This is a genomic window from Nocardioides sp. T2.26MG-1, assembly GCF_950101795.1.
GTDB lineage: Bacteria > Actinomycetota > Actinomycetes > Propionibacteriales > Nocardioidaceae > Nocardioides.
Window position 1 is genome coordinate 239,378 of the sequence record NZ_CATNLZ010000032.1, and the last position, 23,951, is coordinate 263,328.

Consider the following 23,951-nt stretch of genomic DNA (forward strand, 5'->3'; position numbering starts at 1 on the left):
GTTGCTGCGCAACCTCCTCAATCACCGGCTGCGGAGGAATGCATGTCGATCGGGATCTCCGACGAGCACGTCGAGCTGGCGTCCAGCCTGCGCAAGTGGGCGGCCGACCTGCGCGGCCGCGAGCTGGCCCGCGCCGCCGAGGAGGACCCGGCGGCGACGTTCGACACCGCCTGGGCTGCGCTCACCGAGATGGGCGTCCCGACGATCGGGCTGCCGGAGGCGGTCGGCGGCGGGGGGACGACCCTCGACGTCGCGGTGGCACTCGAGGCGTGCGCCCACGAGCTCGTCCCCGGCCCGCTGCTCGGCCCGGCGGTCGCGGCCGCCGTGCTGGGCGAGATCCCCGAGGACGCCGTGGTAGCCCTCGCGCTGGGCGATGTCGTCTGGGACGCGCCCTCGGCGACCCACGTGCTGGCAGAGGCGGACGGGGGCTGGCGGCTGCTCCCGGTCGACGCGGTCGACCTCACGCCGGCCACCGGGATCGACCTGAGCCGCCGGTTCGGGCGCCTCGTTGTCCGTGACGCGGCCGCGGGGGAGCCCGTGGCCGTGACGACCGACCTGGTCCGGCGTACCGCCGTCACGCTGGCGGCCGCCGAGGCCGCCGGCGTCGCGCGCTGGTGCCTGGCGACGGCGGTCGACTACGCAGGAGTGCGCGAGCAGTTCGGCCAGAAGATCGGCAGCTTCCAGGCGATCAAGCACCTGTGCGCGGAGATGCTCGAGGCCGCCGAGTCGGTCACCGCGGCCGCGTGGGACGTCGCCTCCGCGGCCTCCGACGACGAGACCCAGTGGGCCTTCGCGGCCGATGTCGCCGCGGCCATCGCGTTCGACGGCGCCGTCGAGGTCGCGAAGTCCTGCATCCAGGTGCTCGGCGGCATCGGGTTCACGTTCGAGCACGACGCCCACCTCTACCTGCGGCGGGCCCTGACCCTGCGCGCTCTGGTGGGCGACAGCGACGAGGCCGCGGAGAGGCTCACCGCCGCCGCGGTCGAGGGCGTACGCCGGCGCGTGCAGCTCGACCTCGGGGGCCGCGACGAGGCGGTCCGTGCGAAGGTGCGCGCGACCGTCGAGCGGATCGCCGCGCTCCCGGTGGGGGAGCAGCGGGCAGCGTTCGTCGAGACCGGCTACCTCACCCCGCACTGGCCCGCGCCGTACGGCCTCGGCGCCGACCCGGTGACCCAGGTCGTCATCGACCAGGAGCTGGCCCGGGCGGGGGTCACCCGGCCCGACATCGTGATCGCCGGGTGGGCGGTGCCGACGATCCTCGAGCACGGCACCGACGAGCAGCGCGAGCGGTTCGTCCGGCCGTCGCTGCTCGGCGACCTCGTGTGGTGCCAGCTGTTCTCCGAGCCCGGCGCCGGCTCCGACCTCGCCTCGCTGCGCACCCGCGCTGAGAGGGTCGACGGCGGCTGGCGGCTCACCGGGCAGAAGGTGTGGAACTCCGTGGCCGAGCGCGCCGACTGGGGGATCTGCCTGGCCCGCACCAACCCGGACGCGCCCAAGCACAAGGGCATCACGTACTTCCTCGTGGACATGAGGAACACCCCTGGCATCGACGTCCGGCCGCTGCGTGAGATCACCGGCAAGGCGCTGTTCAACGAGGTGTTCCTCGACGACGTGTTCGTGCCCGACGACATGGTCGTCGGCGCGGTCGACGACGGCTGGAGGCTCGCGCGCACCACGCTGGCCAACGAGCGGGTCGCGATGGCGACCAGCCGGCTGAGCACCAGCACCGAGCGGGCCGTCGAGCTCGCGGCCGCGGGCGTCACACCCGCCCAGCGGGTCGCGGTGGGTCACTCGATCGCGCTGGCCACGGTCTGCTCGCTGCTGGGCGTGCGCTCCACGCTGCGCTCGCTCGCCGGCCAGGGGCCGGGTGCGGAGTCGAGCGTCGCCAAGCTGCTCGGCGTACGCAACCGGCAGGACGGCGCCGAGCTGGTGGTCGAGCTCCACGGCGACCGGGCCGTGCTCGGTGACGACGAGGCCGTGCGGGACGCCGTGTGGGAGCTGCTCAACACCCGTTGCCTCTCGATCGCGGGCGGTACGACGCAGGTACTGCGCAACGTCGCCGGCGAGCGGATCCTGGGCCTGCCGCGGTGACGTTCGGGCCCTAGGACCCTGGGGTGGCCGCCGGGGGCGGAGCAGCCTGGGGTCATGGGCGTCGTCACGACCGACCCGTTGCTGGACCCGCTGCCCGACCTGCTCGCCCGGCTCGAGACCGATGGAGCAGGGCTCACGCCCGAGGAGGCCGCGCGCCGGCTCACCGAGGTGGGGCCCAACCTCCTCAGCGTGACCGCGGGCACCTCGCTGCTCTCGGCGCTGCTGCGCCAGCTCGTGCACCCACTGGCGCTGCTGCTGTGGGGCGCGGCCGCGCTGGCGCTGTCCACCCAGGGCCCGACCCTGGGGGTGGCGATCATCGCGGTGATCGCGCTGAACGCGGCCTTCGCGCTCGCCCAGGAGCGGCACGCCGAGCACGCGGTCGCCGCGCTCAGCGCCTACCTGCCGCAGCGGGCGCTCGTGGTGCGGGGAGGCCACCGGCTGCAGGTCGACGCCCGCGAGATCGTCCCCGGGGACCTGGTGGTCATCGAGGAGGGGGAGTCGATCTGCGCGGACGCGCGGCTGGTCTCCGGGTCCCTCGAGGTCGACCTCTCGGCGATGAGTGGGGAGTCGCTGCCCGCCGTACGCGAGGCCGGCGAGCCCGACGGACCCGAGGCGCCGCGGCTGGTGGCCGCGCGCAACGTCGTGCTCTCGGGGACGACCTGCCTCTCCGGCGAGGGCACGGCCGTCGTCGTGCACACCGGCATGACGACCGAGCTCGGGCGGATCGCCGGACTGAGCAGCCGCACCGGGCACGAGACGAGCCCCCTGGAGCGGCAGGTTCGCCGGGTCGCGTGGATGATCGCCGCCGTCGCGGTCGGCGTGGGGCTCGCGTTCCTGCCGCTCGGCATGCTCGCCGGACTCGGTTTCACCGACGCCTCGGTGTTCGCGATCGGACTGCTCGTCGCGAACGTCCCCGAGGGCCTGCTCCCGACGATCACCCTTGCGCTCGCGGTCGGCGTCGCCGAGCTCGCCAAGCGCGGCGGCCTGGTCAAGCGGCTCAGTGCCGTCGAGACCCTCGGCTCGACCGACGTGATCTGCACCGACAAGACCGGCACCCTGACTCAGAACCGGATGCACCTCCACAGCGTCTGGGACGCGACCGCGCGCAGCGCCCCGGAGCCTCCGGTCGCGACCGCGCTGGTCCGGGTGCTCGCCACCTGCACCACCGCCGACCGCGAGACGGGGGTGGGCGACCCCACGGAGCTCGCGCTGCTCGGCGCCACCAGCCACCTCGGGGTCGAGACGTGGCCGCCGGACCGCCGCGAGCGGATGTTCCACTTCGACCCCCGGCTGAGGCTGATGTCCGTGGTGGCGCTCGGTGCCGACGGCACCCGGGTCGTGCTCACCAAGGGCGCCCCGGAGGCGGTGGTCGCACGCTGCACCACCGTCCTGACCCAGGCCGGCGCCACGGTGCCGCTCACCGGCGCGCTACGAGCGAACCTCGACCACCGGCTCCCCGAGCTCGCCGGCCGCGGCCTCCGGCTGCTCGGCTGCGGGACCCGGCTGCTCGGCGAGCACCCGCCCGAGGACCGGGAGGCCGTCGAGCAGGAGCTCACGCTCGTGGGCTTCGTGGCCCTGGCCGACCCGCTCCGCGACGCCGTGCCGGCCGCCGTCGGGCACGCGCACCAGGCCGGGCTGGTCGTGCACGTGATCTCCGGCGACAACGGCGCGACCGCGGCCGCGATCGCGCGTTCGGCGGGCATCGCCCGGGACCCGGTCACGGTCGTCGCCGGTGCCGAGCTGGACCGGATGCCGGACGACGAGCTCGACGCGCTGCTCGGCCGGGGCGAGGAGATCGTGTTCGCCCGCAGTTCGCCGGAGGACAAGCTCCGCATCGCGACCCGGCTACAGGCCGCTGGGCACGTCGTCGCGATGACCGGCGACGGCGTCAACGACGCCCCGGCACTGCGCCAGGCCGACATCGGCGTCGCGATGGGCGTCAGCGGCACCGACGTCGCCCGCGAGGCGGCCACGATGGTGCTGACCGACGACGACTTCGCGACGATCGTGCGGGCCATCGAGTCGGGCCGCCGGGTCTACGACAACGTCCGCAAGTTCATCCTCTACATCTTCGCGCACGCGGTGCCGGAGATCGTGCCGTTCCTGCTGTTCGCGCTCTCCGGAGGGGCGATCCCGCTCGGCCTCACGGTCACCCAGATCCTGCTTATCGACCTCGGGACGGAGACGCTGCCCGCGCTGGCCCTGGGCCGCGAGGCGGCCGAGCCCGGCCTGATGCAGCGCCCTCCGCGACGCCGGCACGAGAGCCTGATCACCGCCGGCATGCTGCTGCGTGCCTGGGGGATCCTCGGCGTAGTCTCCGCACTCCTCGTCACGACCGGGTTCCTCGGCGTCCTGTGGACCGCCGGGTGGCGGCCCGGCGACGCCACCGGTGCCGGCTCCGCGCTGCACGAGGACTACCTCACCGCGACCACGATGACGTTCGCCGGCATCGTCGCCTGCCAGATCGGCACCGCGATGGCGGCCCGCACCGACCGGGTCTCCCTGCTCTCGATCGGCGTGCTCAGCAACCGGCTGCTGGTCGCCGGGATCCTGTTCGAGGTGGTCCTCGCCGCGGCCGTGATCTACCTGCCGGCCGCCCAGGACCTCCTCGGGACCCGGCCGCTCGGGCTCGGCGAGCTGGCCTTCCTGGCGACGTTCCCGATCGTGGTCTGGGGCGTCGACGAGGCCTACCGCGCGATCCGCCGGCGGCGGTGAGGTGACCTGGTGTTCGGCCCGCGTTCACGCGATAGCACTCCCGGTGTCGAGATCTCCTCCTTCTGGGGGGTGACGCTCGGTGGGAATCAGGCACACACTGGTATGGACCGCGATCCCAGAGACGAGGACGAGCACTCACCCATGCACTTCCACCGGCGTGTCCGACTCGTGCTCGGCGTGACCGCGACCATGGCCACGGTGGCCGTCGTCGCGGCCTCCGCCCCGGGCACCGCGCCCCGGCCGCCGGTGCGAGACGTGGTGATCGCCGTGGACTCCGGCCCGGAGAACGCCGACGTGCCGGCCACCACGCCGACCTCGGCCGATGCGCGCCAGGTCGCGCACGAGACGCGCGGCGGTGCAGCCATGAACGCCTCGGCGACCGCGCCGCTCGACCTGCCGGTCGCCGCGGTCGGCGCCTACCGGTCCGCCGCGGCCGTGATGGACCAGGTGGACCCTGACTGCGGGCTGACCTGGACGCTGCTGGCCGCGATCGGCCGGGTGGAGTCCGACCACGGCCGCTTCGGCGGTGCGGTGCTCGGCTCCGACGGCGTCTCCACCCCGCTGATCCGGGGGGTCGCGCTCGACGGCGCCGGCCCCGTGGCCCGCGTGGGTGACACCGACGCCGGCACGGTCGACGGGGACCGGCGCTGGGACCGCGCGGTCGGCCCGATGCAGTTCCTGCCGAGCACCTGGTCGGCCGTCGGCGTGGACGCCGACGGCGACGGGGTCCGCTCGGCCGACGACCTCGACGACGCCGCTCTCGGCGCGGCCGTGTTCCTCTGCGCCGCCCCCGGCAACCTCGACAGCTGGTCCGGGCGCCGCGCCGCCGTGCTGCGCTACAACCCGTCCTCGGCGTACGCCGCCGCCGTGCTCGCGGTCGAGCGGGCCTACCGTGCCGGCGACTACGAGCTGCCCGAGCTGCAGACGTACGACGACAGCCCGCGCTCGGTCCGCACGGTCGCCCCGGCCGCGGACGAGCACGGCACTGACGAGGTCCGGCACCACGCGGGCCAGGGGCACGCCCACGCCGAGCAGGTCACCCACGGCCACGCCGGCGCCGAGCCGGTGCGCCCCGGCGACGTCGACCCCGGCACCCAGCCGGCCACCGACCCTGACCCGAGCACCGAGCCCACGCCGGACCCGACGCCGGACCCGACACCGGACCCGACGCCGGACCCGACGCCGGACCCGACGCCCGACCCGACGCCGGACCCGACTCCCGAGCCCGTCGACAGCGAGGAGGTCACCGGCACGCTCGCGGTCTGCGGGACCGAGGCCGAGCCCGCGTGGTGCCTCGACGAGGTCGTACTCGACGTCGGTGACGACGAGCTGCTCGGCGCCACCGCCCTCGCCGACTTCGACGGCGACGGTGCGGTCGAGAGCAACGCCGAGGAGCTGGCCGGCCTGGCCGGGACCGAGGTCACGGTGACCCTCAGCATGCCCGAGGACGACGCCGCCCCCGTGCTGCTCGCGATCGGTGACGACGCCTACCTCCCGGAGCAGTAGGCCGCACTCCGCTCTTGCTGTGACGTCACGTCACACCGCCATGCTGGACAGGTGAGAGTCGCAGAGATCGCCGAGCTGGTCGGCACCTCGGTTCGGACCGTGCGCTACTACCACCAGATCGGGCTGCTGCCCGTGCCCGACGAGGCCGGTGGCTACCGGGACTACGACCTGCGCCACGTCGCCCGGCTCAGCCGGATCCGCTGGCTCGCCGCCTCCGGCGTGCCGCTGCAGGCGATCGCCGAGATGCTCGCGCACGACGGGCAGCAGCCGGTCCGCGAGGGCGTGCTCACCGACCTCGGTGCGACGCTGGCGGCGGTCGAGGAGGAGCTCGCCGAGCTCACCACCCGTCGCGACCGGCTGCACGACCTGATCGGCTCGCTCCGGGCGGGCGGGCCGCTGTCGCCCGCTCCCGCCCCCGTGCTCGCCTTCTACCAGGAGATGGAGGGCCGTGCGCCCGACGAGCGCACCCGCCGTGAGGTGCGCCGGGAGCGCGACTTCGTCGAGCTCGCCTACTTCCGCGGCGACGTGCCGGCCGAGGCCGAGCTGCTCTACCTCGGGCTCGACGAGGCCGCTCGCGCGGCCAGCGCGGCGGCGTTCGAGGGCAACTCCACCGCCGAGCTGACACCGGACGTCGTCGAGCGGATCGCGGCCGACAACGCCGCCCGGATCGTGGCCCGCTTCACCGCCGGCGCCGAGCAGCACGGACGCCCGGTGCAGCCGGTCGACGTGGCGGGGCTGCGTCGCCTCTACGACCTCTTCGCAGCCACCGGCACCGACCGTGAGCGCGTGCTCGGCGAGGCAGTGATGCGGCACCTGGTCGCCGCGATCGAGGCCGGGGGGCTGGCGTGAGCGCCCCGGCGGTCGCCGTGACCGGCTTGGTCAAGCGGTTCGGCACCTTCGCGGCCGTGGACGGCCTCGACCTCGAGGTGCAGCCCGGCGAGGTGCACGGCTTCCTCGGCCCCAACGGCGCCGGCAAGTCCACGACGATCCGCGTGCTGCTCGGCCTCTACCGGCGTACGGCGGGGGAGGTGCGCGTCCTGGGGACCGACCCGGCCCACGACCCGGCGGGGGTGACCCGCCGCGTCTCCTACGTCCCGGGCGACGTCGCCCTGTGGCCCAACCTCACCGGCCAGCAGGTGCTCGACGCCCTGGCCGGCATCCGGGGCGCCTACGACCGCGACGCCGAGCGGCGCCTCGTCGAGGCGTTCGCCCTCGACCCCGGCCGCCGGGTCCGCACGTACTCGAAGGGCAACCGCCAGAAGGTCGTGCTGGTCGCCGCGTTCGCCGCCCGCACCGACCTGCTGGTGCTCGACGAGCCGACGACCGGGCTGGACCCGCTGATGGAGGAGGTCTTCCAGTCCTGCGTCCGCGACGCCGCGGAGCAGGGGCGCAGCGTGCTGCTCTCCAGCCATGTGCTGAGCGAGGTGGAGCGGCTGTGCGCCGCGGTCACGATCGTCAAGGACGGCCGCCTGGTGGAGTCCGGGCAGGTGGCGCGGATGCGGCACCTCGCGTCGTCGCGGGTCGCTGCCCGGGTGCCGGCGGAGGCCGTGGACGCGGTGCGCACGGCGACGGCCGGCCCGGGTGTCGCCGGCGAGGTCGGGGCGGACGGGACCGTGGACCTGCGCGCGCCGGGTGCGCAGGTCGCGGCCGTCCTCGGCGCCCTGGTGGCCGCGGGAGCGTGGGAGATCACCTGCACCTCGGCCACCCTCGACGACCTGTTCCTGCGCCACTACGAGGCGACTGCCCGGTGACCGGCCTGCTCCGGATCCTCGCGCGCCGGCACGGCCGCTGGGCCGGCACGTGGATCGGCGTGGTGGGGGTGCTGGTGGCGGGGACCTGCTCGGCGTACGCCGACACCTACCCGACCGCGGAGTCACGCCGCGTCGCGGTGGCGCGCGCCCAGGACGACGCCGCGTCGCTGCTGCTGTACGGGCGGCTTCCCGACCCGGGCACACCGGCCCAGATGTTCGGCTGGGAGATCGGGACGTTCGTGACGCTGATCGCGGCGCTGCTCGGGCTGATGCTGGCCGTACGGGTCACGCGCGCGGCCGAGGACGACGGCACGGTCGAGCTGGTGCGCAGCTGCGGCGTCGAACGGGACGCGCCGCTGCGCGCCGGGCTGGTTCTCGCGGGCCTGGTCGGGGCCGCGCTCGGTGCCGTCGCGGGCGGCGCCCTGGCCCTGCAGGCCGGCGCGGTGCCGGGTGCCGACGCCCGGGGGTGCCTGGCCTTCGGGGCGGTGGTGACCGCGACGTACCTGCTGATGGCCGGCGTGGGCTGCGTGCTGGCACAGCTGCTGCCGACCGCCCGCGGCGCCCGGATGGGCGGTGCGCTCGTGCTCGGGGTGGCGTTCCTGCTGCGCGGAGCGGCCGACGTGCTCGACGTACCGCCGCTGGGCTGGCTGAGCCCGTTGGGGCTGCGGGGGAGCGTCGGGCTGTTCGCGGACGACGACGTGCGCCCACTCGGCGTCGCGGCGGTCGCGTGCCTGGCTCTGGTGCTCGCCGCGACGTGGCTGGACCGGCGCCGCGAGCTCGGCTCCGCGCTCTGGTCGGCGCCACCGCGGAGCTCGGGCCGGCTGCGGGTGCGCAGCGCGACCGGGCTGGCGGGGCGGCTCGGGGCGCGCTCGGCCCTGACCTGGGCGGCCGCGGTCGCGCTCGGCGGCGCCGTGTTCGCCCTGATCGGTACCGGGGTCGTCGAGTCCGCGCGGGACGGGAGCCTGGAGGGCGGCTTCCTCGGCGCCCAGCTCGACGGCGCCGACCCGGCGGTCGCCTACCTCGCCTACACGGGGACCGTGGTGGGCATCGTGGTCGCCGCGAGCGCGCTGCTGTTGGCCGCCCAGGCCGTCGGGGAGGAGCGCGCCGGCCTGACCGAGCAGGTGCGCAGCCTCGGCGCGGCGCCGGCCGCGCCGCTCGGCGCCTGGTGGGGGGTCGCGGCGGCCGGCTCGGCGCTCACCCTCGTGGTGAGCGGCGTCGCGACGGCCGCGGTGACGGCCCTCGGGATCGACGGGAGCCTGGCGGACGACGCGTTCTGGTACGTCGTGGGGCAGTGGCCCTCGGTGCTGGTCCTGCTGGGGGTCGCCGTGCTGCTCGTCGGAGCCGCGCCCCGCCTCGCCTGGGCGGCCTGGTTGCCGTTCGGCATGAGCGTGGCGCTCGCGATGATCGGCGAGCTGCTCGGGGTGCCGGCGTCCGTGATCGACCTGGGCGCGTTCGGCCACCTGCCGGTGCCCGGTTGGGGGGCCGGCGACCTGCTCGCGCCGGCCCTGCTCGCGGCGCTCGGGCTGGGTGCCGGCGGGCTCGGGCTTCTCGTGGTGCGATGGCGCGACGTGGTGACCGGCTGACGCAGGTCAGGCCTGGTGCTCACGGCGCCAGCCGTTCCAGTGCCAGTGCAGGTAGCGGTCGATCGCGCGGACGACGTGCTGGCTGCGGATCGACGGGAACACGTCGAAGGCGTGCTGGGCGCCCGGCAGCTCGGCGTAGGTGACCGTGGCGCCGGAGACCTCGCGCAGCCGCTGCACGAACAGCCGGGCCTGCTCGACCGAGACCAGCGAGTCGTGTGCGCCGTGCAGCACGAAGAAGTCCGGCGCCTCCTTGCCGACCCGCAGCAGCGGGGTGCCGGCCTCGAAGACCTCCGGGTCCTCGGTCCAGCTCCGCTTCACGATCCGGGGCGCGAGGAACCTGTCGCGCATCAGCTCGGCGCTGCGCAGCCCGGTGCAGCCGGCGAAGTCGTAGACGCCGTAGTGGGGGATCGCCACCGCGACGCTGGTGTCGGCGCCCTCGAAGCCGGGCTGGTACGCCGGGTCGTTCGCGGTCACGGCCGCCAGCGCGGTCAGGTGCCCGCCCGCCGATCCGCCGGTGATCGCGATGTAGTCGGGGTCGCCGCCGTACTCCTCGATGTGCTCGCGGACCCAGGCGATCGCACGCTTGACGTCGATGATCTGCGCCGGGAACGGGTCACGCGGCGCGAGGCGGTAGTTGATCGCCACGCAGACCCAGCCCTTCGCGGCCAGGTGGTGCATGAGCGGGAGCCCCTGCTGGTCCTTGTTGCCGATCGTCCAGCCGCCGCCGTGCACCTGGAGCAGCACCGGCCGTCCGGTGACGTCGCCCTCGGCGGGCCGGTAGACGTCGAGCAGGCCGCGCTTGCCGTGCTCGGGGGCGTAGGCGACGTTCTTGTCGACCCGGACGGCGACGTCGCGCATCCGGAACGGGTTGACCAGCCGCCGCCACGGCACCGCGAGCTCCGCCGGCGTCGGCTTGGCGTCGAGCTGCTCGATGTAGTCGGCGCCCAGCCCCTCGACCAGCGCGTCCTCGGCCTGCGTGCGCACCCGGCGGGCCTGGTCGACCAGGAAGGCCTGGCCGGCGAGGTTGGCGGCCGCGAGGGCGAGGGCCTTCCGGCTGCGGCCGCGGCGCCGGGCGTGGGCCGCAGTGTCGGCCGCCGTGAGCGCCATCAGGTGCGGCGCGAGCTCGGAGGTGAGCCAGCCGGCCAGGAACGAGGGGATGCCGGCCCGGAAGCCCGGCACCGGCCGGATCGCGTTGGCGGTCAGGGCGGCGGTGACGAGCTGGCGGCGCAGGAACGACATACGACAAATGTAGAACGTGTTGCCGGACCGCACGGGGGTGCGCGACCCTTCGGGCGGGTATGAGACGTCCGTCACCCGTGGCCGTACCGTGGGTGGGTCGTTGATGCTGCAACACGTTCTACTGGTCGGGAGAGCTTATGGAACGCCTGTCGGGGCTCGACGCGAGCTTCCTGTACCTGGAGACGCCTGCCCAGCTGATGCACGTCTGCGGCGTCATCGTCCTCGACCCGAGCACGATGCCCGGCGGCTACGAGTTCGGCGCGATCCGCGACGCGATCGACCGGCGCGTCCGCGACGTGCCGGCCTTCACCCGCAAGGTCCGCAAGGTGCCGTTGGGCCTCGACCACCCGATCTGGGTGCAGGACCGCCACTTCGACGTCGACCGCCACGTGCACCGGCTCGCGCTCCCGGCGCCCGGCGGCTACACCGAGCTCACCGAGCTCACCAGCCACCTGGCCGGGCTCCCGCTCGACCGGTCCCGGCCGCTGTGGGAGATGTGGGTCATCGAGGGCTACCGCACCGAGGCCGGCGCCGAGGGGGTCGTGGTGTTCTCCAAGATGCACCACGCCACCGTGGACGGCGTCTCGGGCTCCAACCTGATCTCCCACCTGTGCAGCCTCGAGCCCGGCGCCGAGCCGATGTCCCCGGGGGACGTCGGCCGGGCGGGGCGCGACCCCAGCCAGGGCGAGCTGTTCGGCCGGGCCGTGCTCAGCACCATGACCCGTCCGCTGAGCGCCGTACGCCTGGTCTCACCGTCGGTGCAGCTGATCACCAAGACCATCGGCCGGGCCCGGGAGGGTACGGCGATGGCCGCGCCGTTCTCCGCGCCCCGGACGTCGTTCAACGGCACCATCACCGGGAACCGCGCGATCGCGCTGGCCGACCTGGACCTCGAGGACATCCGCCAGATCAAGAACGCCACCGGCACCACCGTCAACGACGTGGTGCTCGCGGTCGCCGGCGGCGCGCTGCGCGCCTACCTCGACGCCCGCGGCGAGCTGCCGTCGTCCTCGCTGCTGGCCACCGTGCCGGTCTCGGTGCGCGAGCAGTCCAAGCACGAGGGCGGCGCCAACAAGGTCTCCGCGCTGTTCGCCAAGCTCGGCACCGACACCGAGGACCCGCTCGAGCGGCTGCGCGACATGGCCGAGCGGAACAAGTTCGCCAAGGAGCACCACGCCGCGATCAGTGCCGACTCGCTCCAGGACTGGGCGGAGTTCGCGGCGCCGCGCACCTTCGGGCTCGCCGTGCGCGCGTACGCCGGGCTCCGGCTGCCCGAGCGGCACCCGGTCGTGCACAACCTGGTGATCTCCAACGTCCCGGGCCCGCCGGTCCCGCTGTACTTCATGGGCGCCCAGATCCTCGCGCTCTACCCGCTCGGGCCGGTGTTCCACGGCGCCGGGCTGAACATCACCGTGATGTCCAACAACGGCCGGATGCACGTCGGGATCATCTCGTGCCGCGAGTCGATGCCCGACGTCGACGACCTCGTGCAGCGGTTCCCCGTGGAGCTCGCGACGCTGAAGGCGGCGGTGGTGGCCGCCCAGGCGCCGACCCCGATCAAGCGGAGTCGGAAGCGGTCCCCGGCCCGCTGAGCCCGCGGCGCCGGACGTCGCGGCGCCGGGCGTTGACCGTGTCGACCGCCTCGAGCAGCGCGGGCACGAACCGTTCCGACTCGAGCACGCACGCGGCGTGCCCGGCCTGGATGTCGTGGATGGTCGCGCCGGGGATGCGGCGGGCCAGCGCGATCTGGTTGCTCGGCGGCAGCACCTTGTCGCGCAGTGTCACGACGACCGCGGTGGGCACGTCGATGCGGCCCAGCCACGGGCGGGAGTGGTGCCGGCCGAGGGCGGCGACCGCCTGGCCGACCGCCCACGGGCTGGTGGAGCGGAACTCGCTGAGCACCCAGTCGTGCATGTCGGCGGGGTCGAGGTCGAGCGCCCGAGCGGTCTGCCGCGAGGCCCGCACCGCCGTACGCGACCGGGAGACGCCGCGGGCGCCGGCCATCGCGACCTCGAGGCTCTGGTGGAACACCCGCTCGGCGATCGAGGAGCGGAACCGGTCGGTGGTCGCGCACAGCACGAGGCCGTCGATCTTGTCGGGGTGCTGGCGCCACACCCGCTGGGCGATGATCGACCCCATCGAGAACCCGGCCACGATCACGTCACGCAGGTCGAGCTCGTCGATGAGCGCGGCCACGTCGTCGGCGCAGTCGTGGATCGAGAACTCGGGGGACTGGATGCCGCGGCCGTGCCAGCGCTGGTCCATCGTCACCACGCGGTAGCGGCGCGAGAGCGGCTCGATCGACGGGAACCAGGTGAGCAGCCCGGTGCAGCCCACGGCGTGCAGCAGCACGACCGTGGGGGAGTCGGGGCTCGGGCCCGGGGTGTCGGTGACGTACGTCGACCCGCGGCCCGGCAGCTCGACCATCGCACCGGACGGGATTCGGGCGCGTGGGACGTAGTAGCGGCGGCGCACCAGCGCACCGGGCGAGAGTGGGTGCACACTCGACCTCCCTCTCGACGGGCGTAACCCGACTAGAGTAGAACAGGTTACAGTTTCGTACGTCAGGTACCCCAGGACCGGCAGGAGATGCGCGTGGGTCAGGACGGTTACACGGAGGTCGACGCCGAGGCGGTCGACGCCGTTCGCTCGGTCGTCACCGAGGCGCTCGCACGGGCCGGGGAGGGTCTGTCCGACGACGGGGGAGATGCCACGTGGCAGAAGCTCGCCTCTGCGGGGCTGCTCGCCCTCGTCGTGCCCGAGGAGCAGGGCGGCGAGGGACTCGGCCTGACCGAGGTGGCGGTGCTGCTGCGCGAGACCGGTGCGCGGGCCGTCCAGCTGCCGGTGTGGGAGACGCTGTGCTGCGGCGCGCTGACGCTGGCCGCCGCCGGCTCCGCGGAGCAGCGGCAGGTGCTGCTGCCCGGGGTCGCGTCGGGCGACAAGCTGCTCACGCCGGCGCTGCGCGAGGTCGGCGCGGGCATCCCCGAGCGACCCGGCACGACGTACGCGCTCGTCGACGGGGCCGGCCGGGTCACCGGGCGCAAGATCGGCGTCACCTACGCCGACCGGGCCGCACGGCTGCTCGTGAGCGTGACCGCGGACGGCCGCCCGGCGGTGGCGCTCGTCGACCCGCAGGGGCCCGGCGTCCAGCTGCTCGAGTCGCCCTCCTCGATGCGCACCCCCCAGCACACGGTGGTGCTCGACGGCGCGCCCGCCGAGCTGCTCGAGGGCGAGGACGCCGCCCGCACACTGCGCGAGCTGGCCATCGCGGGCCTGTGCCTGACCGCCGCCGGCGTCGTGGCCGGCGCGCGCGACCTGACCGCGTCGTACATCAAGGGCCGCACGCAGTTCGGGCGCGCGCTCGCGGAGTTCCAGGCGGTTGCGATGCAGGTCGCGGACGTCTACATCGCCTCGCGCACGCTCGACCTGGCCGCGCAGAACGCCGCCTGGCGGATCGCGGCCGGCCTCGACGCGACCGACGACCTCGCGGTCGCGGCGTACTGGGTCTGTCGCGAGGCGCCCGCCGCGATGCGCACCTGCCACCACCTGCACGGCGGCATGGGCGTCGACGTGACCTACCCGATGCACCGCTACTTCTCCTGGGTCACCGACCTCGCGCACGCGCTCGGCGCGCAGGCCGACGACGTGACCGTCGAGGACCCGACCACCAAGAACCTCGAGCTCACCACCGCGCAGCGGGCGCTCAAGGCCGAGCTGCGCGAGTACTTCACGGGCCTGGCCGGGCGCGAGGAGCACGAGGAGATCGGCCAAGGAGATGGGCCCCGTGACCGCCACGGCGAGACCTACCAGCGGGTGATCCGCCAGATGGGCGCCGACGGCTGGATGGGCATCGGCTGGCCGCAGGAGTACGGCGGGCACGGGCTCGGCGAGATCGAGCAGACGATCTTCGCCAACGAGGCGCAGCGCGCCGACGTGCACCTGCCGGCGGTGACGCTGCAGACCGTCGGCCCGACGCTGATCAGGTACGGCACGCCGAAGCAGAAGGACCTGTTCCTCGAACGGATCCTGAAGGGCGACGTGCACTTCGCGATCGGCTACAGCGAGCCCGACGCCGGCACCGACCTCGCGTCGCTGCGCACGACGGCGCGCCGGGACGGCGATCACTACGTGGTCAACGGGCAGAAGCTCTGGACCACCGGCGGGCACCAGGCCGACTACATCTGGCTGGCCTGCCGCACCGACCCCGACGCCCCCAAGCACAAGGGCATCTCGATCCTCATCGTCGACACCACCGACCCGGGCTACTCCTGGACGCCGATCATCACGGCCGACGGGTCGCACCACGTCAACGCGACGTACTTCAACGACGTGCGGGTGCCGGTCGACATGCTGGTCGGCGAGGAGAACCAGGGCTGGAAGCTGATCACCACCCAGCTCAACCACGAGCGTGTGATGCTCGGCCCGGCCGGGCGCCTCGAGGGGCTGCGCGACCGGGTCGCCGAGTGGGCGACCAAGGCGGGCGTCATCGACCGGCCCGACGTGCGCCGCACGATGGGCGAGGTCACCGCGGTGTTCCGCGTCAACGAGCTGCTCAACTGGGAGGTCGCCCGCGCCGCGGCCGTCGACGAGATCTCGGTCGGCGACGCGTCCTCGTCGAAGGTGTTCGCCGCCGACGAGGTCCAGCACCTCGCCGCAGACCTCGTCTCGATCGTGCACCGGTACGGCGACCCCTCGGACGAGGAGACGGCGTACCTCATGCGCTATCTCGACGGCCAGGCCAAGCGCAACCTCGTGCTGACGTTCGGCGGAGGCGTGCAGGAGGTGCAGCGCGAGCTGATCGCGATGTTCGGGCTCGGGCTGCCGCGGGTGCCGCGATGAATCACCCCACGAAGTTCTTCTCCTCCGCTTCGCTCCCCCGAACAACTTCGCGGGGACCCCGATGACCGCGCACGAGCGGATCGTGGCCGAGGCCGAGCGGATCAAGGCGCTCGGCGAGGCCTCGGAGTCGGTTGCGCCGTACCCCGTCAACCAGCCGACCATCGGTGCCTGGCTGGACGCGATGGGCTATGACAGCGAGCGCTTCCGCCACGGCGAGGCGCCGCCGTCGATGGCGCAGGTGTGGACGATGCCGGGGCTGGGCCGCAAGCGCCCGCCTGAGGACCCGCTGACCCGGATGACGGAGTTCCTCACCGACGCGGGCTACACCGCGGTGCTCGGCACCAACTGCGAGCAGACCTACGAGCGCTACCTGCGCGTCGGCGAGCACCCGCGCGTCACCAGCGCGCTGGACTCGGTGGTGGGGCCAAAGCAGACCGCGATGGGCGAGGGCTACTTCGTGACCTCCCGCAACACCTGGTACGTCGGCGACGAGGTGGTCGCGACCATGCTGTTCCGCGTCCTCAAGTTCATCCCGAGAGCCGGTGGTTGAGGTGCGAGCGAAGCGAGCCTCGAAACCACCCCAGGAGGCACGATGACCGCCGCCGTCGTGCGCCCCATGATCGGGCGCGACTCCCGGTTCTTCTGGGACGGCACCGCCCTCGGGGAGCTGCGGATCCAGAGGTGCAACGCGTGCGGCGACCTGCGGTTCCCGCCCGGTCCGGCCTGCCCGTCGTGCGGAGCCCTCGACCGCGGTCATGTCGTCGCAGCGGGCACCGGCACGGTGTTCTCCTACGTCGTGCACCGGCACCCGCCCGTGCCGGGCAAGGAGCTGCCGATCGTGATCGCGCTGATCGACCTCGACGAGGGCGTGCGGATGGTCGGCGAGGTCCTCGACGTCGACCCGGAGGAGATCGAGATCGGGATGCGGCTGCGCGTGGACTTCGACCGGATCGACGACGAGCTGACCCTGCCGGTCTGGAGGCGAGCATGAACGACCGGATGAAGCCTGGTGACACCTTGCCGGGGTGGTCGCTGCCGCTGACCCCGACCACCATCGTGAGCACCGCGATCGCGACCCGGGACTGGCAGGACGTCCACCACGACCGCGACGTCGCCCAGGCGGCCGGGTCGAAGGACATCTTCATGAACATCCTGACCAGCAACGGCCTGGTGGAGCGGTATGTCGTCGACGCGCTCGGCCCCGACACCGAGCTCAAGGGCATCGCGATCAGGCTGGGCGCCCCGGCGTACCCCTACGACACGCTGACGTTCCGCGGCGAGGTGACCTCCGTCGAGGACGGCATCGCCACGATCAGCGTCGTCGGGTCGGTCTCGCTCGGTGACCACGTCACCGGCACGGTGCGGGTGGTGGCGCTCCCGGCGGTTGAGGTGCGAGCGCCAGCGAGCCTCGAAACCCCGGGAGCTGACGCATGAGCCTCTCCGGCAAGGCCGCGATCGCCGGCATCGGCGCCACGGAGTTCTCCAAGGAGTCCGGCCGCTCCGAGCTGCAGCTCTCGGTGGAGGCCGTGCAGCACGCGCTGGCCGACTGCGGGCTGACCGCGGCCGACGTCGACGGGCTGACGACGTTCACGATGGACACCTCCTCGGAAATCGCCGTGGCGCGCGAGCTGGGCATCCCCGAGCTGCGGTTCTTCAGTCGCATCAACTACGGCGGCGGTGCGGCCTGCGCGACCGTGCAGCAGGCGGCGATGGCGGTCGCGACCGGCGTGGCCGACGTGGTGGTCTGCTATCGCGGCTTCAACGAGCGCTCGGAGTCGCGCTTCGGGCAGTTCTCGCTCGCGGCGGCGACCCAGGTCAACACCAACGGCCTCGACAATGCCTGGACCTACCCGATGGGTCTCGGCACGCCGGCGGCGACCGTCGCGATGCAGGCGCGCCGCTACATGCACGAGTACGGCGCGACCTCCGAGGACTTCGGCCGGGTCGCGGTGGCCGACCGGCGGCACGCCGCCACCAACCCCGCCGCGTTCTTCTACGGCAAGCCGATCACGCTGGAGGACCACCAGGCCTCGCGGATGATCGTCGACCCGCTGCACCTGCTCGACTGCTGCCAGGAGTCCGACGGCGCGGTGGCGCTGGTGGTCACCTCGGCCGAGCGGGCGCGCGACCTCGCGCAGAAGCCGGCGTACATCACGGCCGCCGCGCAGGGCAGCGGCGCCGACCAGTTCGTGATGACGTCGTACTACCGCGCCGACATCGGCATCCCCGAGATGGGCGTGGTCGGCCGCGAGCTGTGGCGCCAGTCCGGCCTGGTGCCCGACGACATGCGGATGGGCATCCTCTACGACCACTTCACGCCGTACGTGCTCATGCAACTCGAGGAGCTCGGCTTCTGCGGCAGGGGAGAGGCGCCGGGGTTCATCGCCGACGGAGCCATCGAGGTCGACGGGAAGTTCCCGCTCAACACGCACGGCGGGCAGCTCGGCGAGGCCTACATCCACGGGATGAACGGCATCGCCGAGGCGGTCCGCCAGGTGCGCGGCACGTCGGTCAACCCGGTCGACGGGGTCGAGCACCTCGTCGTCACCGCCGGCACCGGAGTGCCGACGAGCGGGCTGATCCTCTCCGCCTGAGCCCGGGCTCAGCCTCAGTCCGTGCCGCCGGTGGCGATCCGCTCCAACAGCTCGCGCAGGCGGACGGCATCGGCCTCGCCGAGATCGGCCAGCAGCCGCTGCTCCGCACGGTCGCTCGCTCGGGTCGCCACCTTCAGCGTCTTGCGCCCGACGTCGGTGAGCTCGACGACGTTGCGACGGCGGTCGGCGGGATCGGACCGGCGGGCCACCAGCCCCTTGCCCTCGAGCGCGTCGACGAGGCCGACCATCGTCGTGCGGTCGACCCCGAGGCGCTGGGCCGCCTGCTGCTGGGACTCAGGCTCGCGGTCGGCGAGCAGGAGGAGCACGGCCAGCTCGCGCGCGTTGATGCCCGACGAAGCCAGGTGCTCCTCGTGCAGCTCGTCGAGCGTCAGCAGGGCGTACTTGAGCAGGTAGGTCAGCCGCCGGCGCAGTCCCGGACCGAGGTCGCGCTCGTCAGCCATGGGCCCATCCTAGGGGTACGCTTATCATCAGCACTACTGACGATCACTGCAAAGGACGAGTATGACGACTCTTCTCCTCACCGGCGCCACGGGGCTGGTCGGCTCGCGGCTCCTGCCCCGGCTCGCGGACGCCGGCTTCGCCTGCCGGGCGCTGGTGCGCCGCGACGTCGCACTGCCCGACGGCGTCACCGCGTTGCGTGGTGACCTCGACGACCCCGACTCGCTCCCGTCCGCCGTGGCGGGGGTCGATGCCGTCGTCCACCTCGCAGCCCTGTTCCGCACCGACGACGAGGACGCGATCTGGCGGGCGAACCTCGACGGCACCCGTCACCTCGTCGATGCGGTCACAGCGCACGCGCCCGACGCGCGGGTCGTGATGGCCAGCACGGGCAACGTCTACGACGCGACCGCCGCGTGGCCGAGCCGGGAGACCGACACCTGCTCGCCGACCCTGGCCTACCCGGCGAGCAAGCTCGCCGCCGAGGGCGTGCTGCGCGACAGCGGCCTGACCTGGTCGATCCTTCGTCTCCCGTTCGTGTACGGCGACGGCGACGGGCACCTCGCCTCGATGCCGAGGCTCGCCCCGCGCTTCGGGCTGCACCCGGCCCACACGTACTCCGTCGCCCACCACCGCGACGTGGCCGCGATCGTGCGCCTCGCCCTCACCGGGGCCGCCGACGGCCGCATCGTCAACCTCACCGACGACGCGCCCGTCACGGTGTGGGAGATGGCCGAGCTCGCCGGCGAGCCGGTCGAGCCGTCGGCCGCACCCCTCGAGCACCCGTGGGCGGGCCGGATGGACGGGTCGCTGGCGCGAGAGCTGGGCTTCCGGCCGACCGTGCCGACGATCCGCGCCGCGGCTGCGGAGGGGATCCTCTGACCCAACGGCGCCTGAGTCGACGGAGGTCGGTCAGGCGTTCTCGTAGGCGTCCTTGACCTCGGCCGGGCTCGCGGCGTTGGGCTGGGAGATGCGGACCTGGTTGCCGAACGGGTCCCGGATGCCGAAGTCGGTGCCGTAGGGCTGCTGGACCGGCTCCTGGGTGATCTCGACGCCAGCCTCGGCGAGTGCGGCGTACGTCGCGTGCACGTCGTCGCTGAGCAGGAACAGCCCACCGAGCGCCCCCTTGGTGACGAGCTCGCGCACCTGGGCGGCCGTGGACTCGTCGTGCTGCGGGCCGCCGACGAGCTCCAGCAGGAGCGAGGAGTCCTGTCCCGGCACGCCGATCGTGAGCCAGCGCATGAAGCCGAGGTCGATGTCGTCGCGGACCTCGAAGCCGAGGTGGGTCGTGTAGAAGTCGAGCGCCTCGTCCTGGTCGAGCACCGGAAGGGAGCGGATGTTGAGGCTGGTGATGTGGTTGTTGGTCATGACGAGGACGCTAGAGGTCGCGGACCGGCACCGGCTTCTCCAAAACGACTGTCTCGTGGGCGGGTCCAGGTGGCGATGAAGCACGACGGCACGGCGACCGGGGCGTGGCGGGCGCGGAAGCGGGTCGGCGAGTGACCGACGATCCTGCTGAACGTCGAGCTGAACGTGCCGAGGCTGGCGAACCCCGTGTCCCAGGCGATGTCCGTGATCGCACGGTCGGTCTGGCGCAGCAGCGTCATCGCGCGCTCGATCCGGCGGCGCTGGAGGTAGCGGTGCGGGGTCTCGCCGTACACCTGCTTGAACATCCGCCCGAACTGGGACGGCGAGAGGTGCGCGACGGACGCCAGGGTGGGGATGTCGAGCGGCTCGGCGTAGCGGCGGTCCATCTCGTCGCGGGCGCGCAGCATCCGGCGGTTGAGGTCCTCGCGCCTGCTGAGCTCCACGGTCGTCGAGACTAGTCGGCGCGGCGGTGAAGGTTGAGTCGGGAGTTCGGACGGTCGAGTCGCGAGCTTCTCGCGGCGCGACGTACAGAAGTCCCGATTCGGCGTACAGAACTCACGACTCAACGGGCAGAAGTCACGACTCAACCTGGAGCTTGCCGGAGAAGAACCCGAGCACCCGGTCGACGGCCTCCTGCGAGCGGTGCTCGGTGAGCGTCGAGTGGCCCGTGCCCTCGAGGTCGACGCGCAGGAACGCGCCGCCGAGCTCGCGGGTGAGGGTCTCGAAGCGGGTGCCGACGGCGCGGTCGCCGGCGTAGCGCAGCCCGAGCACCTCGCACCCGGCGGCCGCGCGCTCCTTGACCGAGGTGAGGTCGGCGGGGGAGAGGTTGAGGTCGGCGGCGCGCGCCTTGCCGACCGGGAACGGCAGCGAGGGCTGGGCGAGCACCGGCGCGGCCACCGACGGGTCGACCATCATGGCCAGCGCGAACCCGCCGGTGAAGCACATGCCGAGCGCGCCGACGCCCGGCCCGCCGAGCTCGTCGTGCAGCGTCCGGGCCAGGTCGCGCAGCCACACCGCGACCGGGGAGGTCTGCCCGGTCGCCATCGTCGTGAACTCTTTGCTGACGCACAGGCGCGGGAGCACCTTGGCGATCGCGGCGGCGCCCATCGGCGCCTCGGGCGTGCCGAACAGGTGCGGCAGGACGACGGTGTAGCCGGCCGCGACCAGCTCCTCGGCGAACCCGATGACCTTCGGGGTCAGCCCGGGGATCTCGTGGATCACGATGACGCCCGGCCCGGTGCCCTTCCGGTACGTCGGGTGCGTGACCCCGCCGGCCGTGTGCTCGCCCTGCGTCCAGCTGTCGAGGAGGCTCATGCCCGCAGGGTAAGGGGATCAGGGGGAGGGACGGCGTACGCCGCGCGTCGGCGGCGCGGTCGTCGGGTCCTCCGGCCAGGCGTGCTTGGGGTAGCGGCCGCGGAGCTCGGCGCGCACCTGCGGGTAGCCGTTGGCCCAGAACGACGCCAGGTCGGCGGTCACCGCGGCCGGGCGCCGCGCGGGCGTGAGCAGGTGCAGCAGGAGCGGGACCCGGCCGTCCGCGACCCGCGGCGCCGCCGCCCAGCCGAACACCTCCTGCAGCCGCACCGCCAGCACGGGCTGGTCGCCGCCGTAGTCGATCCGGACGCTCGAGCCGCTCGGCACCTGCACCCGCTCGGGGGCGAGGTCGTCGAGTCGCCCGGCCTCGGGCCAGGGCAGCAGCCGGCGCAGCGCGGCGAGCACGTCGATCCGGCGCAGGTCGCGCACGCCGCGGATCCGCGCGAGCTCGGGTCCGAGCCAGCTCTCGACGCTCTCCGAGAGCGCCTGGTCGGAGACGTCCGGCCACGGGTCGCCGAGGGCCCGGTGCAGGAACGCCAGCCGTTCGCGCAGCGCGGTGGCGGCCTCGGTCCAGGGCAGCACGGCCAGCCCCCGCTGCCGCAGGCCCTCCCGGACGGCCGCCGCCACCAGCGCGGGATCGGGGTCGCCGATCGTCACCGAGGACAGCTCGATGGCCCCCAGGGAGACGACCCGCCGCGCGACGACCCGGTCCTCGGACCAGGTGACCTGCTCGGTCTCCTGCCAGATCGCGGACGCCGCCTCGAGGGCGAGGTCCTCGGGGAGCGGCGCGGCCGAGCGGACGGTCGCGTCCCGGGCGCCCGGCCGCCGGTCGGCGTCCGCGATCGCCAGCCACGGCAGGCCGGCGATCGGGGAGCCGGCGGGCACGACCGCGCCGGTGCCCGACGTCATCAAGTACGCCGTGCCGCCGGGCCGCAGCCGGGCGATCCGGTCGGGGTGGGCGAGCGCGACGACGAGTCCGACGGCGACGTCGTCCGGGAGCCCGCTGCCCGGTCGGCGTGCGCCACCGAGCGCGGCCTCGAGGCGCCTCGCCGACGCGGCCCACGCCGTACCGTCGGGTCCGCCCCGGCGCACGGCGCGCAGCGCGGCCACGAGGTCGGCTCCGGGGGCGCGCACGTCCTCGGACAGCAGGGCCACGATCTCGGCGGCGCGCCGGGAGCCGGCGACGTCGGCCCCGTGGAGCAGCGCGCGGGCGAGCCTCGGGTCGGTGCCGATGCCGGCGATCCGGCGGCCCCGGTCGGTGACCGCCCCGTCCTCGGTGACGGCCCCGAGCCCGGCGAGCGTCGACCACGCCGCGGCCATCGCCGACTCCGGCGGCTGGTCCAGCAGGGCAAGCAGAGCCGGATCGGGGCTGCCCCAGGTGGCGATCTCGAGCGCGAACGCGGTGAGGTCGGCGGTCGCGATCTCCGGGGCGGGGTGCGTGGGCAGGTGCGCGTGCTCGGCCTCCGACCAGCAGCGGTAGACCGCGCCGGGGGCCTCGCGTCCGGCGCGGCCGGCGCGCTGCTCGGCGGCCGCGCGGCTCGCCGGCACCGTGACCAGTCCGGCCAGCCCGCGGCGGTGGTCGGTGTGCGGCTGCCGCGAGAGGCCGGCGTCGACGACGGCTTGCACTCCCGGGACGGTCAGGGAGGACTCCGCGACGGCGGTCGAGACCACGACCCGGCGTCGCGGGCCGGGCGTGAGAGCCAGGTCCTGATCGCGAGGCGGCAGCCGCCCGTGCAGGGGACGGACGTCGGCGTCCACGCCGGCCAGCCGGGCGGCGACGCCCGCCACCTCGCCCGCGCCGGGCAGGAACGCCAGGACGTCTCCGTCCTGCTCGGCGAGCGCCCGGCGCACGCACGCCGCGACGTGGTCGAGGAAGCGGGGGGTGAGCCCCCGGTCGTCGGACCGGCGTACGCCGGGCGGCAGCGGGCACCAGACCTCGGTGACCGGGTGCAGCGTGGCCGGGACGGCGATCACCGGCGCCGGCGTCGTGCCGCCGAGAAGGGACGCGGTGCGCTCGGCCTCGATCGTCGCGGACATCGCGACCAACGGGAGGTCCGGTCGCAGGTGCGCGCGCACCTCGACGAGCAGGGCCAGCGTCAGGTCGGAGTCGAGCTGGCGCTCGTGGACCTCGTCGAGCACGACCGCGGCGACACCGGCAAGGCCGGGGTCGCGCTGGAGCCGGCGGAGCAGCACGCCGGTGGTGACGAACTCGATCCGGGTGCGGGCGCCGACCTGGCGGTCGCCGCGCACGGAGTAGCCGACGGTCTGCCCCACCGGCTCGCCGAGGAGGTGGGCGACCCGACGGGCCGCCGCCCGGGCCGCGATCCGGCGCGGCTGGGTGACCACCACCCGCCCGTCCACCAGACCGGGCGACGCCGCGACGGCGGGCGGCACCAGCGTCGTCTTGCCGGTGCCGGGCGGCGCCTGGACGACGGCGGTGCCGGTGGACCGGAGGGCGGCGGCGAGGTCGGCCAGACCGTGCCGCACCGGCAGGT

General features: G+C 74.0%; 20 protein-coding genes. 13 read left to right on the plus strand and 7 right to left on the minus strand.

What is annotated here, in order from left to right:
* The first annotated feature begins 42 nt into the window (after positions 1-42).
* The 6 genes from QQZ14_RS16180 (at position 43) to QQZ14_RS16205 (ending at position 9,646) form a co-directional block, all read left to right on the plus strand.
* The gene (locus QQZ14_RS16180; protein ID WP_284535391.1) at positions 43-2,091 is read left to right on the plus strand and encodes an acyl-CoA dehydrogenase; all 2,049 of its coding nucleotides are present in this window, start codon (positions 43-45) and stop codon (positions 2,089-2,091) included.
* A 54-nt stretch (positions 2,092-2,145) separates the two neighbouring features.
* Positions 2,146-4,806, plus strand: coding sequence for a cation-translocating P-type ATPase (locus QQZ14_RS16185; RefSeq protein WP_284535392.1), 2,661 nt, complete (start codon positions 2,146-2,148; stop codon positions 4,804-4,806).
* A 102-nt stretch (positions 4,807-4,908) separates the two neighbouring features.
* Positions 4,909-6,312: a lytic transglycosylase domain-containing protein gene (locus QQZ14_RS16190; RefSeq protein WP_284535393.1), complete on the plus strand. Its 1,404-nt coding sequence runs from the start codon at positions 4,909-4,911 to the stop codon at positions 6,310-6,312.
* Between the two features lie 51 nt (positions 6,313-6,363).
* On the plus strand, positions 6,364-7,161 hold the full coding sequence (locus tag QQZ14_RS16195; RefSeq protein WP_284535394.1) for a MerR family transcriptional regulator: 798 nt from the start codon (positions 6,364-6,366) through the stop codon (positions 7,159-7,161).
* A complete protein-coding gene (locus QQZ14_RS16200; RefSeq protein WP_284535395.1) occupies positions 7,158-8,063 on the plus strand; it encodes an ABC transporter ATP-binding protein in 906 nt (301 codons plus the stop codon). Before QQZ14_RS16195 ends, QQZ14_RS16200 begins: the two co-directional genes overlap by 4 nt.
* On the plus strand, positions 8,060-9,646 hold the full coding sequence (locus QQZ14_RS16205) for a hypothetical protein (protein WP_284535396.1): 1,587 nt from the start codon (positions 8,060-8,062) through the stop codon (positions 9,644-9,646). The genes QQZ14_RS16200 and QQZ14_RS16205 overlap by 4 nt, the downstream gene beginning before the upstream one ends.
* Positions 9,647-9,652: 6 nt before the next feature.
* On the opposite strand, the gene QQZ14_RS16210 is transcribed toward QQZ14_RS16205, so the two are convergent.
* On the minus strand, positions 9,653-10,885 hold the full coding sequence (locus QQZ14_RS16210) for an alpha/beta hydrolase (RefSeq protein WP_284535397.1): 1,233 nt from the start codon (positions 10,883-10,885) through the stop codon (positions 9,653-9,655).
* 137 nt (positions 10,886-11,022) lie between these two features.
* Here QQZ14_RS16210 and QQZ14_RS16215 point away from each other — a divergent pair, with 137 nt between their 5' ends.
* A complete protein-coding gene (locus tag QQZ14_RS16215) occupies positions 11,023-12,477 on the plus strand; it encodes a WS/DGAT/MGAT family O-acyltransferase (protein WP_284535398.1) in 1,455 nt (484 codons plus the stop codon).
* On the opposite strand, the gene QQZ14_RS16220 is transcribed toward QQZ14_RS16215, so the two are convergent.
* Positions 12,443-13,387 (minus strand): alpha/beta fold hydrolase, encoded by a 945-nt coding sequence (locus tag QQZ14_RS16220; protein ID WP_284535399.1) that lies wholly within the window; start codon positions 13,385-13,387, stop codon positions 12,443-12,445. The genes QQZ14_RS16215 and QQZ14_RS16220 overlap by 35 nt on opposite strands.
* A gap of 87 nt (positions 13,388-13,474) precedes the next feature.
* Between QQZ14_RS16220 and QQZ14_RS16225 the strand changes: the two genes are divergently transcribed.
* From QQZ14_RS16225 to QQZ14_RS16245, 5 genes are all read left to right on the plus strand, one after another.
* Positions 13,475-15,724, plus strand: a complete 2,250-nt coding sequence (locus QQZ14_RS16225) for an acyl-CoA dehydrogenase (RefSeq protein ID WP_284535400.1) — start codon at positions 13,475-13,477, stop codon at positions 15,722-15,724.
* A 61-nt stretch (positions 15,725-15,785) separates the two neighbouring features.
* Positions 15,786-16,274, plus strand: coding sequence for an FAS1-like dehydratase domain-containing protein (locus QQZ14_RS16230; protein WP_284535401.1), 489 nt, complete (start codon positions 15,786-15,788; stop codon positions 16,272-16,274).
* Between the two features lie 42 nt (positions 16,275-16,316).
* Positions 16,317-16,715 carry a Zn-ribbon domain-containing OB-fold protein gene (locus QQZ14_RS16235; protein ID WP_284535402.1) on the plus strand — a complete coding sequence of 133 codons (399 nt, stop codon included), beginning with the start codon at positions 16,317-16,319 and terminating at the stop codon, positions 16,713-16,715.
* Positions 16,712-17,158: a MaoC family dehydratase gene (locus QQZ14_RS16240; protein WP_284535404.1), complete on the plus strand. Its 447-nt coding sequence runs from the start codon at positions 16,712-16,714 to the stop codon at positions 17,156-17,158. Before QQZ14_RS16235 ends, QQZ14_RS16240 begins: the two co-directional genes overlap by 4 nt.
* A complete protein-coding gene (locus tag QQZ14_RS16245; protein ID WP_284535405.1) occupies positions 17,155-18,318 on the plus strand; it encodes a lipid-transfer protein in 1,164 nt (387 codons plus the stop codon). Before QQZ14_RS16240 ends, QQZ14_RS16245 begins: the two co-directional genes overlap by 4 nt.
* Before the next feature lie 14 nt (positions 18,319-18,332).
* Here QQZ14_RS16245 and QQZ14_RS16250 read toward each other — a convergent pair whose 3' ends face one another.
* Positions 18,333-18,779, minus strand: coding sequence for a MarR family winged helix-turn-helix transcriptional regulator (locus tag QQZ14_RS16250; protein WP_284535406.1), 447 nt, complete (start codon positions 18,777-18,779; stop codon positions 18,333-18,335).
* Positions 18,780-18,840: 61 nt separating this feature from the next.
* Here QQZ14_RS16250 and QQZ14_RS16255 point away from each other — a divergent pair, with 61 nt between their 5' ends.
* Positions 18,841-19,659 carry an NAD-dependent epimerase/dehydratase family protein gene (locus QQZ14_RS16255; protein ID WP_284535407.1) on the plus strand — a complete coding sequence of 273 codons (819 nt, stop codon included), beginning with the start codon at positions 18,841-18,843 and terminating at the stop codon, positions 19,657-19,659.
* A gap of 30 nt (positions 19,660-19,689) precedes the next feature.
* Here QQZ14_RS16255 and QQZ14_RS16260 read toward each other — a convergent pair whose 3' ends face one another.
* From QQZ14_RS16260 to hrpB, 4 genes are all read right to left on the minus strand, one after another.
* Positions 19,690-20,145 (minus strand): VOC family protein, encoded by a 456-nt coding sequence (locus QQZ14_RS16260; protein ID WP_284535408.1) that lies wholly within the window; start codon positions 20,143-20,145, stop codon positions 19,690-19,692.
* Positions 20,142-20,588, minus strand: a complete 447-nt coding sequence (locus tag QQZ14_RS16265; protein WP_284535409.1) for a helix-turn-helix domain-containing protein — start codon at positions 20,586-20,588, stop codon at positions 20,142-20,144. The genes QQZ14_RS16260 and QQZ14_RS16265 overlap by 4 nt, the downstream gene beginning before the upstream one ends.
* A gap of 133 nt (positions 20,589-20,721) precedes the next feature.
* Positions 20,722-21,459 carry a dienelactone hydrolase family protein gene (locus tag QQZ14_RS16270; protein WP_284535410.1) on the minus strand — a complete coding sequence of 246 codons (738 nt, stop codon included), beginning with the start codon at positions 21,457-21,459 and terminating at the stop codon, positions 20,722-20,724.
* An 18-nt stretch (positions 21,460-21,477) separates the two neighbouring features.
* Complete coding sequence (hrpB, locus tag QQZ14_RS16275; protein WP_446740501.1) at positions 21,478-23,949, minus strand: ATP-dependent helicase HrpB; 2,472 nt, start codon at positions 23,947-23,949, stop codon at positions 21,478-21,480.
* Positions 23,950-23,951: the final 2 nt, after the last annotated feature.